Raw genomic sequence first — 15,402 nt, forward strand, 5'->3', positions numbered from 1 at the left:
ATACATGGGCAAGTTTAAAGGGTGGTTAAGGCGATCGCTCAAATTTATAGGTGTGTTCTCGTGTGATCTCGGCTCAATCTTAAGAAAAAATATAGGTATTAAATAGAACTTACAATTAACGTATAATTCTGGTTGGTAAATATAATTTATAAAACGCTGAATATGAGCATTACACCCCGTGGGATGAGTGTTACAGAAGCTTATAGGCTCTATCGTTCAGGTAGTTTATTGGTAAATAGAAAGTATCAAAGAAAGCTTGTTTGGACAATTGCAGAGAAAGAAAAATTAATTGGCAGTATTTTAAAAGGATATCCTATCCCATTGATTCTACTAGCAGAACGCCCTCAGATCCAAGGTAGTGGCAAATATGAAATTATTGATGGAATGCAACGTCTTAATGCAATTTTTAGTTTTATCGAAAATACATTTAATGTTGATGACCAATATTTCAATCTTGAAGAGTTTTCATACGCTAAACAATTAGCAATTGATGGCATTATTAAAATGGTAATTAATAACAATGAAAAACAAAATATAAATTTATTAGCAGCTAAAGAATGTGCTGATATTTTAGATTATCAACTTGCCGTGACGGTATATACTGCAATGTCACAAGAAGATATTACAGAAGTATTTGGCCGTATTAATTCTAGTGGTAAACACTTAAGTAGTCAGGAAAAAAGACAAGCAGGTGTAACGACTGCATTTGCAGAATTAGTACGAACAATCTCTATGGAGTTACGTGGAGATGTTTCAGATAAAGTATTACGTCTTACAGATATGCCAGAAATAAGTATTGATTCACAAAAAAATAATCAAGGTTATAAAATTAAAGCTGAAGATACTATGTGGTGTAAACAAGGAGCCTTAACTGCAAAACTACTTCGTGAAAGTGAAGATGAACAAATGGTAGCTGATATTTTAGCTTCTATTTTACTTAATGAACCATTGCCAGTCAGCACCGAACGTTTAGATAGTTTATATGATTCGGACAGTAAATATTCTCAGGTTTTAGATAGTGCATTAGCAACTTATGGGTTTAAAAAACTAACTCAGGATATCATCACAACATTCGCAGTTATGCGAGAAACCATAGAATCCTATAGTTCAGAACCCAAAGCTTTACTACGTATTGTTAATCCAAATAGTAATAATCCAATCCGAACGGCATTTTACACTATTTTTATGGCTTTTTTCGACCTACTAATTCGTAAACAACTTTCTCCTGTTGACCCTGGAGGTATAATGAATGGTCTTCGGGGACTTCAAAAAAAATTGGATTTGAGTAGTCACTATACAACAACAGAAGACCGTAAAAGCAACATTAGGCAAACTATAGGACTCATTCAAGATTGTTTTGCTAAACAAGAACCATCAGCGTTAGGACATGGCGTTGAACTTGCACTTGATCTGGAAAATTCTTTGCGTCGTTCTCGTATAGAAACTTCAAGGTATGAATGTAAACAAGGTTTACTTGATTTATCGCCAAAAAGAAACCTCAATAAAGATTTACTGGAAAGAATTATTGAAACTATATGTGGGATAGCAAACTTAGGGTCAGATAGCGATGGATATATTCATATTGGTATCACGGACCGCGAAACTGATGCTCATAGAATAGAAGAGTTAGACACAATAAAGCCGATTGACATTAATGGAAGATATATTGTAGGAATTGATAGAGAAGCAAAGCTACAAAATCAGACTGTAGAGCAATATGTGAGACTATTAACTAATGCAATCCAAAACTCTTCCCTCAGTGAACCGTTAAAAACACAAGTATTAACGAAGTTTGACACAGTATCATATAAAGGTCATTCTGTGGTTAGAATTACTATCCCTGTTCAAACAGAGGTTTCATTTCTTGGAGAAAAAGTTTTCACTCGAAAAGATTCTTCTACTGTAGAAGTCCAGGGACGTGAATTACTAGCTATTTCTAAGCTTTTTCAAAAATAAATAATTGAAAGGTTGGGCATTGTCCACCCTAGTATATTATCTACTTCGTCACAGCACCTATTATTTTCTAGTATCAAGATAATAACAACTTTTTAACATCGGCTAAAGTTACTGTAACACTATCTTTTTGTTCTTCCTTAGAATCTCGTAAATCTCGTAAATCTTCCAAATCTTCCAACAATTCTTTAATCTTCAAAAACTCCTCATAAGGTAAAACCGCAAATTGTTTTTCACTATTTTTTGTTAAAAATTCAGGATGTAATTCAATCATTTTTTTACTTCCTTTTATTCATAAGCTTTACTGCGGTGCTTGACCCTATATATAATGATAGTCGCTTCTGCTAATTCAAACAAAACTCGATAATCACCTACTCTTAAACGATATTCGGGGGTAAAATTTGTTAAGCGTTTTACGTCTCCCTGTAAATCATCTTGCATTGCTTCAACTTTATTGATAATTCGTTCTCTGTCATTTACAGGAATTTTTTCTAAATCTTTAATTTCTAAGCTACAGCAAACTCAGTTAATTTACGAGTTTCTGGATCATGAAAAGCTAAAACAATATCCTCTTTTGGTACACCTTCTCTTAATAACTCAGTTGCAATTCCTTCCTCAGTCCAATCTTCCTCAATGTAAATCTTCTCATTTTTAATGCGAACATAAACAGTAATTGCCTTCACTCGTTTATTATTTTTCCAACCAATATTAAACCAAAGATATTGACTTCTTTGATCATCAAACATTAACACCTCATCTATATCAGGATCAGGTACTTGTGCTGAGATTCTTTCATATTCAGTGAGGATTTGTTTGATTATATTTTGATAACGATTTAGCTTGTCCATTTGATAATCTCCTCTTTATTAAATAAGGTAAAACTGCAAATTGTTTTTCACAATCTTTTGTTAAAAATTCAGGATGTAATTCAATCATTTTTTTACTTCCTTTTATTCATAAGCTATCCTAAAACACAATAGTGATCATTTTCCTATCATATCCAGAAACAGCTATCACACACCAATAAATAATGATCAGTATAGATAACTTCCTATAATAAAACAGCGACTCAAGTTTAAAATATTACCAATTTAAATCTTCCGGTATTCTATAAACTTGTTCTAACTGTTTCATATACTTATTTAATTTACTTAAAACATAATCAGCTAGATTTCCGGGAGTATTATCAATTGTGTAACAAAATTCCAAACAAATAATTTTGTTGGGTGTTTCAACTGTGATATCTGGTTTCATTCTTAAATGTGGATGATATTGCTCACATCTAAATTGAAAGTTTAATTCCGATAATGTACTTTCAAGAGCTAAACAAATAGCTTTATTAAATGGTTTATCTCCTATTTTTCCCGATTTAGATGCTGATATATCTTCATTAATTTTTTCAAAAGCTTTTCTTGCATTATTTAATGCTTTTTCAACTGTACCACTTTTGCGTTTACCGGTAGGAGTTTTACCACCAGATAATTGCAAATATAAAGGAGTTCTTTTTAATGTATCATTTGCTAACTGTTTACCAAACCAATGATCAGGTACTTTATATTTGTTTTCGTCTTTAAAATCTTCTCTTGATATTTTGATTTTTGCATCATTAGCGTAAGCAACAATACAACTAATTAATGCGTTGGTGGGTAAATACATGATTTTTGTGGTTAACATACGACTATTTAAAGCTAAAGTCAAACGTTTGGCTGGCCAATCAGCGCTTCTTTGTGTATGTTCATTAATATAAGGTTGTAAAGGATTATATTCTGCATTCCACATTTCATTAATATTTTCCGGCATCTGTTTAGCGAAGCGTGCCACTACTCCTTCTGCTTCTGGATATGCAAATATAAACCAAACTTCAGTAGGTTTTGGAATAGAATTTTCAATTTTCTCAATGTACTTAGTTCTATCGTTCCAAATCTCTTTAACATCCAGTAAATATTCTCTAATTAACTGTTTTTCTGGAGGTTTATTTTCGTATTCTTTTCTTAAAGTTTCAAAATCATTATCATTCAGTTGAAATTCGTGACAACTTTTACCCTGATTAAAAAACATAATTGTTTTCTTGGCAATATTAGGGTATTCTTCTATTGGTGGCCCAGTAAAATTAATAAATGGAATTTTTCTATAAAACATTGTGCTGGAATAATTTTTAGCCCAATTCTGCATATTTTCCAAATCCTTGTAAACTGTGACAGGCCAAATAATTAAAATTGGATACTTACGTAGCCAACCATTTAAATCTGTGAAGAAAGAAATAGCTTCATCTTTATCTTTTTCTTTTAATCTTTCCAAGTGTTCTATAACAATACATAATTTTTCACCGTTCTTAGTATTTTCTGCGAAGAAAGTGTTAGCTTTGTTTTGTATTTGTTGGATTAATTCATCAAATTTTGATATGGACTTATTCTCTTCCAGTAATTCATTAGCTTTAATAGATACAATTTCTTTTACTGGAATACCAGGTTGAAACTGCAAAGAACTAATAAAAGTTGATTTTCCAACACCTGATGCACCATACAAAAACAACAATTTTCCTGATGAATTAATAATATTTGATAAAACTTTAACAATTTCTTTTTCAAATTTAGTTACTGGTACAATTAAATCTGGAAGTCTAGATTTTTTCTCCCCAATTTCATCTATGATGTCCTCATAGGAGAATGGCAAGAATAAATTATCACTTTTCTCAGGGTTAGATTCTAATAAATCATCATTGGTTCTATCTTGTGTACTCTGTGTAGTGTTTGTAAAATAGGATTGCAATGTGTCAGTTGTACTAGGATTTTCTTCTTCTATATTCAATTTTTGGAGAACATCTTTGTTTGGTATTTTTATATTTTTAGAATCTAGAACAGGAAATTCCATTTCTAATTGTTGATATTTGCTATCTTCCGTTTTCTTTTTTTTAGGCATATTACAATAGAAGAATATAATAATCTGTTAATAACATTCAAAGGTGAGTCTATCCAGACCCACCCTAACCTAAATTATACCAAAGCTGCCTGTTCCTCCTGACTAATCACCCTACCTTCATTCTCAAAACCAGTGATTTGATCAAAGTTTAAATACCGATACAAATCATCAGCAAAAGGATGAATTTTTTCTGCTACAATATCCAAGTATTCCTGCACTGTGGGAATGCGTCCCAGCAAGGCACAAACGGCGGCTAATTCTGCCGAACCAAGGTAAACTCGCGCATCTTTACCCATGCGATTGTTGAAGTTACGCGTTGAGGTAGAAAACACAGTTGTTCCATCTTCAACTCGCGCCTGATTACCCATACATAAACTACATCCAGGCATTTCTGTACGCGCATTCGCAGTTTCAAAGATGTTATACACACCTTCTTGTTTTAATTGATATTCATCCATGCGGGTAGGGGGACAAATCCACAAACGGGCTTTAACTGCACCAGCACCTTCTAATACTTTACCAGTGGCTCGATAATGACCGATATTGGTCATGCAAGAACCGACAAATACTTCTTGTACTGGGTCATTAGCAACCTCTGATAATAATTTCACATTATCAGGGTCATTGGGTGCAGCTACAATTGGTTCTGTGATTTCGTTTAAATCAATTTCGATGATTTCTGCATACTCCGCATCTGCATCAGCTTCCATTAAGGTGGGATTGGCTAACCATTCTTCCATTTTCGCAACACGGCGCATAATGGTACGTGCATCTGTGTAACCCCTAGCTACCATGTTCTTTAACAAGGTGATATTGGAACGCAGATATTCAGAAACTGTCTCAATACTCAGCTTAATTGTACAACCTGCACAAGAACGTTCTGCGGAAGCGTCGGTGAGTTCAAAGGCTTGTTCTACTTTCAAATCTGGTAAACCTTCCAATTCCAGAATGCGCCCTGAGTAGATATTTTTCTTGTTTTTTTTCTCTACTGTTAGCAAACCTTTTTGAATGGCAACGTAAGGAATGGCATTCACTATATCTCGTAAGGTGATACCGGGTTGTAATTCACCTTTGAATCTTACTAATACTGATTCTGGCATATCCAAGGGCATGACACCCAATGCACCGGCAAAGGCGACTAACCCAGAACCAGCAGGAAAGGATATACCCAAGGGGAAGCGGGTGTGGGAATCGCCACCTGTTCCCACGGTATCGGGTAATAGCATCCGGTTTAGCCAGGAGTGAATGATACCATCGCCGGGACGTAGGGCGACACCTGCACGTTGGGCAAAGAAATCTGGTAATTCTTGGTGAGTTTTAATGTCTACTGGTTTGGGATATGCGGCTGTGTGACAGAAACTCTGCATTACTAAGTCTGCACTGAAACCAAGACAGGCGAGTTCTTTTAATTCGTCGCGGGTCATGGGGCCTGTGGTGTCTTGGGAACCAACGGTTGTCATTAGGGGTTCGCATGATGTCCCTGGACGGACACCTGGTAAGCCGCAAGCTTTACCGACCATTTTCTGGGCTAGGGTGTAACCTTTGCCTGTATCGTTGGGTTCTTGAGGACGAATAAATATATTGCTGGGTTCTAAACCCAATGCTTCGCGGGTTTTGTCGGTGAGGGTACGTCCAATTAATAGGGGAATGCGTCCACCGGCGCGGACTTCATCAAAGATGGTTTCGGGTTTGAGGCTGAAGGTGGAAATGATTTCGCCGGTTTCGGTGGTAATTTTGCCTTTGTAGGGATGGATGGTAATTACCATACTGGTTTCTAAGTTGCTGACATCGCATTCAATGGGCAAAGCACCGGCATCTTCGGCAGTGTTGAAGAAAATTGGCGCGATCGCACTACCTAAAATATAACCCCCAGCGCGTTTGTTTGGTACATAGGGTATATCATTTCCTAAATGCCATAATACTGAGTTAATGGCAGACTTGCGTGAGGAACCAGTACCGACAACATCGCCGACGTAAGCTAGTGGATGTCCTTTTTGCTTTAACTCGACAATGGTTGCTAAACTTCCCGGTTGCCGTGACTCTAGCATGGCTAGGGCGTGTAAGGGAATATCTGGACGGGTGGTGGCGTGGGTAGCTGGGGATAAGTCATCGGTGTTGGTTTCCCCAGGGACTTTAAACACGGTGACAGTAATGGCTTCTGGTACTGTGGGGCGAATAGTAAACCATTCAGCATTTGCCCAAGAGTCAACTACCTGTTTGGCGAAAGGATTACTTTCGGCTAATTCTAAGACATCATGAAAGGCATCATACACCAAAAGGATTTTACTCAGGGCGGTGGCGGCGTAAGCAGCGATGGGTTCTCTACCTTCACCCTTCATCACTAAAGGTGTTTCTCCGTCTTCTGATTCTCCACTGGAAACTTGCAGCAAATCAATCAGAGATTGCACGTTGTATCCGCCTACCATCGTTCCCAGTAATTCTACTGCGGCGATAGGGGAAACTAAAGGACTGGTAATTTCACTTTTAGCAATGGCGGTGAGAAATCCCGCTTTGACATAAGCTGCTTCATCTACTCCGGGGGGTACGCGATCGCACAATAAATGTAATAATGTATCTTCTTCACCCTCTGGTGGATTTTGCAGCAATTCGCACAGTTCTGAGGTTTGCTTCGCATCCAATGGTAAGGGAGGAATACCGAGTTGGGCGCGTTCCGCAACATGATGACGGTATTGTTCTAGCATTTTGTATTCTCCATTGGGATGTTCTCCCTTTAATTATGAAATATTTTTAGGCAAATCTTGGCTATAAAAGTTTACCTTAGTCTGATGGCTGAAAGCATGACTGTTAAATCCTTTTGAATAATTTCACCAAAATTATCAACTCAACATTACAAGATTGCTTATATAATATAAAGAATATGTGTTATTAACAAGTGTATTATTTATGTCCAATATACAACTATCAGCATTTCAAGTAAGTCAAAACAATATAAAAATGCTTTTATTTATCACTACTGCTCAAATGATTTATGAGCGTTTTGATGTTTCTCGCAGAATATCTGATAAAAAATTAGGATACCAACGCTCATTTTCTAAACCCCGAATCAAAGAAATAAAAAATTATATTGAACAAGAACAAGGTATTATACCTAATTCAATTCTGGTCAACATTGATGAAGGTAAATTTTCTTATACAGAAAATGAAAATTTACTAAATTTAGAAAATACAGAATCTCTAGGGCTGATTATAGATGGTCAGCATCGAGTCAAAGGTTGTTATGAAGCTGACCCTGACTTTCCATTAATGGTAGTTGCAACGTTGGGATTATCTGTTAAAGATCAGGCTCGACTTTTTATCAAAATTAATAAAACTCAAAAAGGTGTTCCTGCATCTCTTTATTTAGACTTACTTAATTTGTTAGAAGGAGATATTGAAAATTTTGATGAAGAAGGAGTTACAGCAGAAAGAAGAGCAACAGAAATCGCTACTAGATTAAATGAAACAGACGAAAGTCCTTTATATGAATTAATCAGAAGAACAGGAGATGCAGGAATCGGGATATCTTTAAGTGAATTTGTTAATCAAGCTAAAGATTATGTAGAACCAAGAACAGGAAAACTTGCAAATTTAGGTTTTGAACAACAATATAAAGTTTTTGAAATCTACTTTCGTTCTGTTAAAGCAGTATTTTTAGAACAATGGGATAATCCCAAATCATATATTTTGAAGACTGTTGGATTTGGTGGTCTTATGAAAGCATTTTATGAAATTTTCAATTTGGTAATGCAAAAATATCAAATGTTTAATACTGAAAATACAATTAAACTTCTTCAACTAATTCAAGATTTTCAGTTTGATAAAGATAACTTACCAAGTGGAGGAGGTTTTAAAGCGCAAGAAGATGTAGGCAAAATGATGGTTAGCCGGCTCAAAAACGCAGTTAGAGAAGATTTCGCGGTGATGATTGGAGATTAGAAAGGGTGTCGTTAAACTTTGAAGAAATTGCGATTGCTTTTACTAACTGTAATGGTGATGCTAAAGTCTCTTTTAAAGACTATTTGACTAATTTATATAAATCCAAAGAAGATTATGAAACAGGATTTATGATTTCAGATGTTAATAATTATATATTGACTGATATTGAAAAACTTTTATCTAAAGCAGTTTTAAATATTTGTGCTACTGACCATTTGATAAAACAAGGCTATTTTAGTTGGGGTTTTGTTACTTCATATTATGCTAACTTCTTTTTAGTCCAAGGTTTAAATAGAACACAACTTAGCTTTACAACTTGGATCTCTAGGTCTGTAAATTGTCATGGTAAAGATTATCTCAAGAAAAATATCTATATAACATCTATTGCTAATTCAACAGATGAACATCAAAGACAGTTCCAACGATTCTTTGAAAATTTTAAGCATTTTAGAAATCGTAGTGGAATTGATAGGTTTTGGAACATAGGAATTCAACGTTTTGAATTAGGAAATGAATCTGAAATAAGAAATAAAATTAATTACGAAATTAATCCCGATGCTTTTTATGAGCTAGATTTAGATATTCAAGATTTTAATAGAATTCTGCAAGAAAATGAAATATCTCCATTTAAGCAAGATAAACAAAAATCTAGAAAGATTAATTTTTCTCGCCAAAATTTAAAGTTAGCTATGGCAAGATTAAGGATGTTAACTTATATTTTAAATATTATTGCTATCAGAAATATAGAATATCAAAGTTATTATCAAAGGAACATGAAAAATAGATTAAAAGCTATTGAATTAAAATATCCTGATGTTAGCCAATGGATTCAGGAAGAATTTCAGAATTGGTTGATTTTTGACTCAGAACTTGTAGACAAAGATGAAGTTTAATACAAAATCCTCATATTTTTGCTTGAGTTTGGTCAACAGAAATCACCTTAGCTAACTCTACATTGTTTTTCCCTTGAGCAAATTCTTCTTTAAAACCAGAAATTTTCAATCATTCAGCCGTTGCATCACTATCTTTTCTGTCTGCTAAGTAAGCCAAAAAATCAGTAGCCGCTAATAGTCTTTCGGGTGAGAGTTGATCAACATATTCTTTGAGTTGTTGACGAATTTCTACTGTATTCATAAAAAACTCTCTGAGATTTTGTTACAATTATAGCGCAAATCCCTTTGCTAGTAGGGTTTGTGGGAGGCGAGTTCGTTCTTTGAGCTATGATCAATCTGGCTCTCATGATGGATTCGCTAGACTACACTAGGAACCTGTTAATTTTATTTGGTTGTCCGGTGAGTCTATTTATCAGATAAAATAATTAATTTGTCCGTTGCATCACCTTTTTTTATATATGTCCAACACTTACACCGTTGAAATTAACCACCAAGGCAAAATTTATACTTTACAAGTTCCTGAAGATGAAACTATCTTATCAGTGGCTGAAATTGCTGGTTTAGGTTTTCCCAATTCTTGTAATGCAGGAGTTTGTACAACTTGCGCTGGTCTAATTACTGAGGGAACTGTAGACCAATCTGATTGTATGGGCGTTAGTTCTGAACTGCAACAACAAGGTTATGCTTTGCTTTGTGTTTCTTATCCCCGTTCTGATTTGAAAATTGAAACCGAAAAGGAAGATATCGTTTATCAATTGCAATTTGGTAAAGACCAATAATCAGTTGTCAGTTATCGGTAATCATAAGTTATTTGATAACTGGTAACTAATATCAGTTATTCTAGAAACTGGAAATATAAAGGACTTACTGCCATGACTACTCATTTTATTACCGCAGAAGTTGATTTGCAAGAAACTCCGACTGAGTTGGAAAAGGCAATTGAAGCTGAATTGCAAAAGCAGGGTGAACCTCTTCGTTGGGCGATTACCTCTGTAGATGAAGCACAGCAAAAGGTGGCTGTTGAAGCTGTTGTGACATTGGATTCTGCATCAGTCGAGTGAATCAACGTCCTTATACAGCGATTTTAATTATACCTACTGGGGTGGGGGCAGCGATTGGCGGTTATGCTGGTGATGCTTTGCCTGTAGCTAAGGTTATATCACAGGTGTGCGATCGCCTGATCACTCATCCCAATGTTCTTAATGGTGCTAGTTTGTATTGGAACCTCCCTAACACTCTTTATGTGGAAGGTTACGGACTTGATAAATTTGCCTCTGGTTGCTGGGGTTTACGCCCGGTGCGGAATAATAAAATCGGGTTGCTTTTAGACCAGGGGATTGAACCAGAATTACAACTGCGACACCTCCAAGCAGCCGACGCAGCTAGGGCTACCCTTGGTTTAACTCTCACAGATTATGTAGTGACTGATGCACCATTAAACGTAGAATTACGCACCTCAGCATCAGGGGCAAGTTGGGGAACAATTGGCAACCCAGACAGTTTACTCAGGGCGGCGGAAATATTAATTAACAAAGCTGGGGCAGAAGCGATCGCAGTTGTCGCCCGTTTCCCCGATAATATGGATGAAGCCGCAGTACAAAATTATCGTCAAGGTCAAGGGGTAGACCCTCTAGCGGGTGCAGAAGCCGTAATTAGCCATTTAATCGTCCGCACCTTCCAAATTCCCTGCGCCCATTCTCCAGCCTTAGCCAGCGCCCCCCCAGAACCGAATTTGTCGCCTCGTTCGGCTGCGGAAGAATTAGGTTATACTTTTCTACCATGTGTCCTTGTGGGCTTGAGTCGCGCCCCACAATTTATTATAAATAAAGAGTCAATGACAGCTTTCGCCGATGATATTTGGGCAGATCAAGTGGATTGTGCGATCGCACCTGCAAATGCTTGTGGTAGTAGTGCCTTAATCAGTTTAAATCAAAAGCAATGCCAAATTATTACTGTAGCAGAAAATAAAACTCTCATCCAAGTTCCCGCCCCAGCTTTAGGAATCACAGCTTTACAAGTAAACTCATATTTAGAAGCCGTAGGCGTATTAGTCGCCCACAAAGCAGGGATAAATCCCACCGCCCTCAGTCCTCAAATATCCTCATTAAAGCCAGTTATCATGTAGTTTATTCCCCTCCGACCCCTACCCCCTGCCCCCTGCCCCCTGCCCCCTGCCCCCTGCCCCCTGCCCCCTGCCCCTTCCCAGTCCCCATTCCTCAAAAAATCGTGGTTGAACAACAAAATCAAGAACCAGAAATTCCCTACTTGACACGTACCCAAGTATTAGTAGCGATGGGAGTGACTGCAATCCTATTGTGGATAGTCGCTAGGGTATGGTTAACCTATGGCAATTTTTACTTATTAAGATGGTACTGGTCAGCACAAGATGTACTCTTAGGCTTAGGGCTAGGGTTAATCATCACTACCTTAAGTGGTTTAGCTTATCGATTTTACCCTGCCTACCGTCAAAGCGCAGACTATTATCTGGATATAGTGATCAAGCCTTTAGCCTTACCTGATTTAATTTGGTTGGGCTTACTCCCAGGATTAAGTGAAGAATTGTTATTCCGGGGTGTGATGCTGCCAGCTTTAGGCTTAGATAACATCGCGGTAATTGTATCTAGTCTCGCTTTTGGAATTTTGCATCTCAGTGGACCACAACAATGGCCTTATGTAGTGTGGGCAACTATTATTGGATTAATGTTGGGCTTTAGCGCCTTGTTAACTGGTAACTTGTTAGTGCCAATTGTAGCCCACATGATTACAAATTGGATTTCTGGCTGCTTCTGGAAGTTTCGCCAAATAAAAACCGCTCAAACGTGAAAAATCAAGACGCGATTAATCGCGTCTCTACAAAAATAATGGTTAAAATCTAAAATTGTTTGACTTTTGGGCTGCCAGTGCGATCGCTTGTGGTAAAATTCGATGTTCCTGAATTTGAATTCTGGCGTGCAGTGTTTCTGCTGTATCGTCTGGCAAAATCGGCACAGCCGCTTGAATTAATATGGGGCCGCTGTCTACTTCCAAACACACTAAATGTACTGTACAGCCAGTAATTTTGACTCCAGATGCTAAAGCCTGTTCTACAGCATTAATCCCTTTAAAACTAGGTAACAAACTGGGATGAATATTAATGATTCTATCTGTAAAGGCATCAATTAACACTGGTGTCACCAAACGCATCCAACCAGCCATAATTACCCAATCAACATCATATTGCTGCAAAGTCTTGACAATTTGCTGATCAAATGCTTCCCGGTGAATGTAATCGCGGTGATTTAATAATACAGCTTCCACACCCCGATTAGCTGCCCGGATGGGAGCTTTCGCTGTAGGGTTATTGTAAACTAAAACTTGAATTTGAGCATTTAGTTGCTCATCTGCGATCGCTTGGGCAATTGCTTCAAAATTACTGCCACTACCAGAAGCCATAATTCCCAGTTTTAAAGGAGTGCTTTGGTCAGATTGGCAATTAATCATACTGGGAGCCACCAGGCTAACGGTAGAATCAGGGCGGAGAGTCATAACAGCAAAGAGGAAAAATTATAAATGCCAAAAACAGATACCAAGTCCTGGTTAGATAATGATACATTTGCCGCTTGGACTTTTCTGTCCCCGGCACTGATTTTACTAAGTATCTTCATCATTTGGCCTATCGCTTATTTGTTCTACCTCAGTTTTACGGCTGGAAGTTTCACCTCATCAGGTACAACTTGGGTAGGCTTGAAAAATTATTGGCGCTTACTACTTACCCCAGATTTTTGGCAAGTCTTGGGTAACACTATTTATTTTACCGTTGCCACCGTGATTCCCAGCTTAGTTATTCCCTTGGGGTTAGCAGTATTATTAGACAAATCTCTCGCCTTCCGGGGACTGCTGCGGAGTGCCTATTTTCTCCCCTCAATAATTTCCTTAGTAGCGGCTGGTTTAGGCTTTCGCTGGCTATTTCAAACCGATGGACCCGCAAACGCATTTTTAAATTTATTTGGCATTGCATCCATTTCTTGGCTAGGAAGTACAGTTTGGGCGATGCCGGTACTGATTGTATTGAGTATTTGGAAGCAATTGGGTTTTAATATGGTGGTATTCTTAGCAGGATTGCAAGCAATTCCCCCCAGTCGCTATGAAGCAGCAGAACTAGATGGGGCAAATACTTGGCAGCAGTTTTGGCACGTTACCTTGCCGGGGTTGCAACCTACAATGATATTTGCCATAGTCACCACAGCTATTTTTACCTTACGCAGTTTTGAACAGGTTTATGTAATTACAGGTGGTGGCCCCCTAAATTCTACCAATTTGCTGGTTTATTACATTTACCAAGAAGCTTTCGCTCAATTTGATTTTGGTTACGCCGCCGCCGCCGCCACAGTCCTGTTAGCCGTTACCTTAGTGTTTGTGTATTTGCAGTTACAAACTTGGGGGGATGAGTAATAGACATCTGGTGAATCTAGTGAAGGAGATTAGAACATGGTTAATTCCTGAAAGCCTTGAAGTAACCTGTTTTATCTTCCACTCAGCACTCAGCACTCAGCACTCAGCACTCAGCACTCAGTATTAAGACGTGGTAAAACAGGACGAACTTCGCAACAAATTAAAACAAACAAGAATCCGTTTGGGTATGAGTCAGCAAGATTTAGCTAACTTCGCTGGCGTTACCCGGCAAACTATTAGCGGTGTTGAGTCGGGACAATATGCACCATCCACTACTATCGCCCTACGGTTGGCAAAAGCTTTGGGTTGTCAAGTGGAAGATTTATTTTGGTTAGAGCAAGATTTACCAGAAATAGCAGCCATACCAGCCTATAATGTGCCATTAGGTCAACGTCTGCGGCTAATTTTGGCTCAAGTTGGTAATCAATGGATTGCTCATCCTTTAATTGGTCAAGATGCTTTTCGTACAGAGATGATACCAGCTGATGGGGAAGGCGATCGCTTACCCGGTTCAAATACAATTCAAGTCCAATTACTAGACGATCCCAGAAATCTGCATTCCACAGTAATTCTAGCAGGTTGTGCGCCGGCTTTATCCCTATGGGCGCGGGCTGCTGAACGTTGGCATCCTAATCTCAGAGTCCACTGGACTTTAGATAACAGTATGACGGCATTGCATCGATTGCGCCGGGGAGAAGTTCACTTTGCAGGGATGCATCTATATGATCCCCAAACCGGAGAATATAACACTCCTTTTGTGCGTTCCGTTCTCAAAGATACGGCAGCTGTATTAATTAACCTGGGCGTTTGGGAAGAGGGAATGCTGACTCAGCAGAATAATCCCCTGGGATTAAAAACTATTGCAGACTTAGCGCAACCAGGTATCACCATTGCCAACCGGGAAGCAGGTTCAGGAAGTCGCCAAGTATTAGAGCGATCGCTCCAAGATGCAAGTATACCATTTACAGCCGTCAAGGGATTTGATCAAATTGTCCACGGACATTTAGAAGTCGCCCAAGCAGTAGCCACCGGCAAAGTTTCATCCGGTATCAGCACCGCATCTGTAGCCGCAGCCTTCGGATTAGGATTCATCCCCTTACAACAGTCACGATACGATTTAGCAGTTCTCAAGTCCTACCTAGATGAAGCCCCTGTACAAAAACTACTTGGCACTTTAGGACATCGGCGAGTACTCTCACAGCTAGAGGCAATAGGTGGTTATAATACCAGTCAAACTGGGGAAGTAGTCGCCACAATTGAACCTAGTAGT

At 38.1% G+C, this 15,402-nt stretch carries 16 protein-coding genes; 9 read left to right on the forward strand and 7 right to left on the reverse strand.

Translation table 11 applies throughout. The annotated features are described in order from the left end of the window. Nucleotides 1-162 precede the first annotated feature (162 nt). Nucleotides 163-1,956, forward strand: coding sequence for a GmrSD restriction endonuclease domain-containing protein (locus VB654_RS12510; RefSeq protein WP_323214091.1), 1,794 nt, complete (start codon nt 163-165; stop codon nt 1,954-1,956). Nucleotides 1,957-2,029: 73 nt separating this feature from the next. Here the strand turns inward: VB654_RS12510 and VB654_RS12515 are convergent, their stop codons facing one another. The 5 genes from VB654_RS12515 to acnB form a co-directional block, all read right to left on the reverse strand. After that, nucleotides 2,030-2,227 carry a type II toxin-antitoxin system Phd/YefM family antitoxin gene (locus VB654_RS12515; RefSeq protein ID WP_323214092.1) on the reverse strand — a complete coding sequence of 66 codons (198 nt, stop codon included), beginning with the start codon at nt 2,225-2,227 and terminating at the stop codon, nt 2,030-2,032. A gap of 14 nt (nt 2,228-2,241) precedes the next feature. Continuing rightward, complete coding sequence (locus tag VB654_RS12520) at nt 2,242-2,457, reverse strand: type II toxin-antitoxin system RelE family toxin (protein WP_323214138.1); 216 nt, start codon at nt 2,455-2,457, stop codon at nt 2,242-2,244. A gap of 2 nt (nt 2,458-2,459) precedes the next feature. Next, nucleotides 2,460-2,801, reverse strand: a complete 342-nt coding sequence (locus tag VB654_RS12525; protein ID WP_323214093.1) for a XisI protein — start codon at nt 2,799-2,801, stop codon at nt 2,460-2,462. A 235-nt stretch (nt 2,802-3,036) separates the two neighbouring features. Further along, nucleotides 3,037-4,872: an ATP-binding protein gene (locus VB654_RS12530; protein WP_323214094.1), complete on the reverse strand. Its 1,836-nt coding sequence runs from the start codon at nt 4,870-4,872 to the stop codon at nt 3,037-3,039. Between the two features lie 74 nt (nt 4,873-4,946). Continuing rightward, entirely contained in the window at nt 4,947-7,574 is a 2,628-nt protein-coding gene (gene acnB, locus VB654_RS12535; protein WP_323214095.1) for a bifunctional aconitate hydratase 2/2-methylisocitrate dehydratase, read from the reverse strand. Between the two features lie 202 nt (nt 7,575-7,776). On the opposite strand from acnB, the gene VB654_RS12540 reads away from it, so the two are divergent. Continuing rightward, nucleotides 7,777-8,808, forward strand: coding sequence for a DGQHR domain-containing protein (locus VB654_RS12540; RefSeq protein WP_323214096.1), 1,032 nt, complete (start codon nt 7,777-7,779; stop codon nt 8,806-8,808). A 5-nt stretch (nt 8,809-8,813) separates the two neighbouring features. Further along, entirely contained in the window at nt 8,814-9,701 is an 888-nt protein-coding gene (locus tag VB654_RS12545; protein ID WP_323214097.1) for a hypothetical protein, read from the forward strand. A gap of 109 nt (nt 9,702-9,810) precedes the next feature. On the opposite strand, the gene VB654_RS12550 is transcribed toward VB654_RS12545, so the two are convergent. Beyond that, nucleotides 9,811-9,942, reverse strand: coding sequence for a hypothetical protein (locus VB654_RS12550; protein WP_323214098.1), 132 nt, complete (start codon nt 9,940-9,942; stop codon nt 9,811-9,813). 217 nt (nt 9,943-10,159) lie between these two features. Between VB654_RS12550 and VB654_RS12555 the strand changes: the two genes are divergently transcribed. From VB654_RS12555 to VB654_RS12570, 4 genes are all read left to right on the forward strand, one after another. Further along, nucleotides 10,160-10,480 (forward strand): 2Fe-2S iron-sulfur cluster-binding protein, encoded by a 321-nt coding sequence (locus VB654_RS12555; protein WP_323214099.1) that lies wholly within the window; start codon nt 10,160-10,162, stop codon nt 10,478-10,480. A 93-nt stretch (nt 10,481-10,573) separates the two neighbouring features. Next, nucleotides 10,574-10,762, forward strand: a complete 189-nt coding sequence (locus VB654_RS12560) for a hypothetical protein (protein WP_323214100.1) — start codon at nt 10,574-10,576, stop codon at nt 10,760-10,762. Then, on the forward strand, nt 10,759-11,826 hold the full coding sequence (locus tag VB654_RS12565) for a DUF3326 domain-containing protein (RefSeq protein ID WP_323214101.1): 1,068 nt from the start codon (nt 10,759-10,761) through the stop codon (nt 11,824-11,826). Before VB654_RS12560 ends, VB654_RS12565 begins: the two co-directional genes overlap by 4 nt. A gap of 101 nt (nt 11,827-11,927) precedes the next feature. Continuing rightward, nucleotides 11,928-12,524 (forward strand): CPBP family intramembrane glutamic endopeptidase, encoded by a 597-nt coding sequence (locus tag VB654_RS12570; protein WP_323214102.1) that lies wholly within the window; start codon nt 11,928-11,930, stop codon nt 12,522-12,524. Between the two features lie 42 nt (nt 12,525-12,566). On the opposite strand, the gene purN is transcribed toward VB654_RS12570, so the two are convergent. Beyond that, nucleotides 12,567-13,226 (reverse strand): phosphoribosylglycinamide formyltransferase, encoded by a 660-nt coding sequence (gene purN / locus VB654_RS12575; protein WP_323214103.1) that lies wholly within the window; start codon nt 13,224-13,226, stop codon nt 12,567-12,569. A gap of 24 nt (nt 13,227-13,250) precedes the next feature. On the opposite strand from purN, the gene VB654_RS12580 reads away from it, so the two are divergent. Next, complete coding sequence (locus tag VB654_RS12580; RefSeq protein WP_323214104.1) at nt 13,251-14,132, forward strand: sugar ABC transporter permease; 882 nt, start codon at nt 13,251-13,253, stop codon at nt 14,130-14,132. 130 nt (nt 14,133-14,262) lie between these two features. Further along, nucleotides 14,263-15,402 (forward strand): substrate-binding domain-containing protein (locus tag VB654_RS12585; protein WP_323214105.1); only part of this gene is annotated, 1,140 nt, incomplete at its 3' end.

This window comes from Nodularia sp. UHCC 0506, assembly GCF_034931045.1.
Lineage (GTDB): Bacteria > Cyanobacteriota > Cyanobacteriia > Cyanobacteriales > Nostocaceae > Nodularia.

What these genes read in the sequence shown, in the direction of transcription:
- acnB (WP_323214095.1), bottom strand. Translation starts at nt 7,574, where the DNA reads ATGCTAGAACAATACCGTCATCATGTTGCGGAACGCGCCCAACTCGGT.
- VB654_RS12515 (WP_323214092.1), bottom strand. Translation starts at nt 2,227, where the DNA reads ATGATTGAATTACATCCTGAATTTTTAACAAAAAATAGTGAAAAACAA.
- VB654_RS12550 (WP_323214098.1), bottom strand. Translation starts at nt 9,942, where the DNA reads ATGAATACAGTAGAAATTCGTCAACAACTCAAAGAATATGTTGATCAA.
- VB654_RS12530 (WP_323214094.1), bottom strand. Translation starts at nt 4,872, where the DNA reads ATGCCTAAAAAAAAGAAAACGGAAGATAGCAAATATCAACAATTAGAA.
- purN (WP_323214103.1), bottom strand. Translation starts at nt 13,226, where the DNA reads ATGACTCTCCGCCCTGATTCTACCGTTAGCCTGGTGGCTCCCAGTATG.
- VB654_RS12510 (WP_323214091.1), top strand. Translation starts at nt 163, where the DNA reads ATGAGCATTACACCCCGTGGGATGAGTGTTACAGAAGCTTATAGGCTC.
- VB654_RS12560 (WP_323214100.1), top strand. Translation starts at nt 10,574, where the DNA reads ATGACTACTCATTTTATTACCGCAGAAGTTGATTTGCAAGAAACTCCG.
- VB654_RS12555 (WP_323214099.1), top strand. Translation starts at nt 10,160, where the DNA reads ATGTCCAACACTTACACCGTTGAAATTAACCACCAAGGCAAAATTTAT.
- VB654_RS12525 (WP_323214093.1), bottom strand. Translation starts at nt 2,801, where the DNA reads ATGGACAAGCTAAATCGTTATCAAAATATAATCAAACAAATCCTCACT.
- VB654_RS12540 (WP_323214096.1), top strand. Translation starts at nt 7,777, where the DNA reads ATGTCCAATATACAACTATCAGCATTTCAAGTAAGTCAAAACAATATA.
- VB654_RS12580 (WP_323214104.1), top strand. Translation starts at nt 13,251, where the DNA reads ATGCCAAAAACAGATACCAAGTCCTGGTTAGATAATGATACATTTGCC.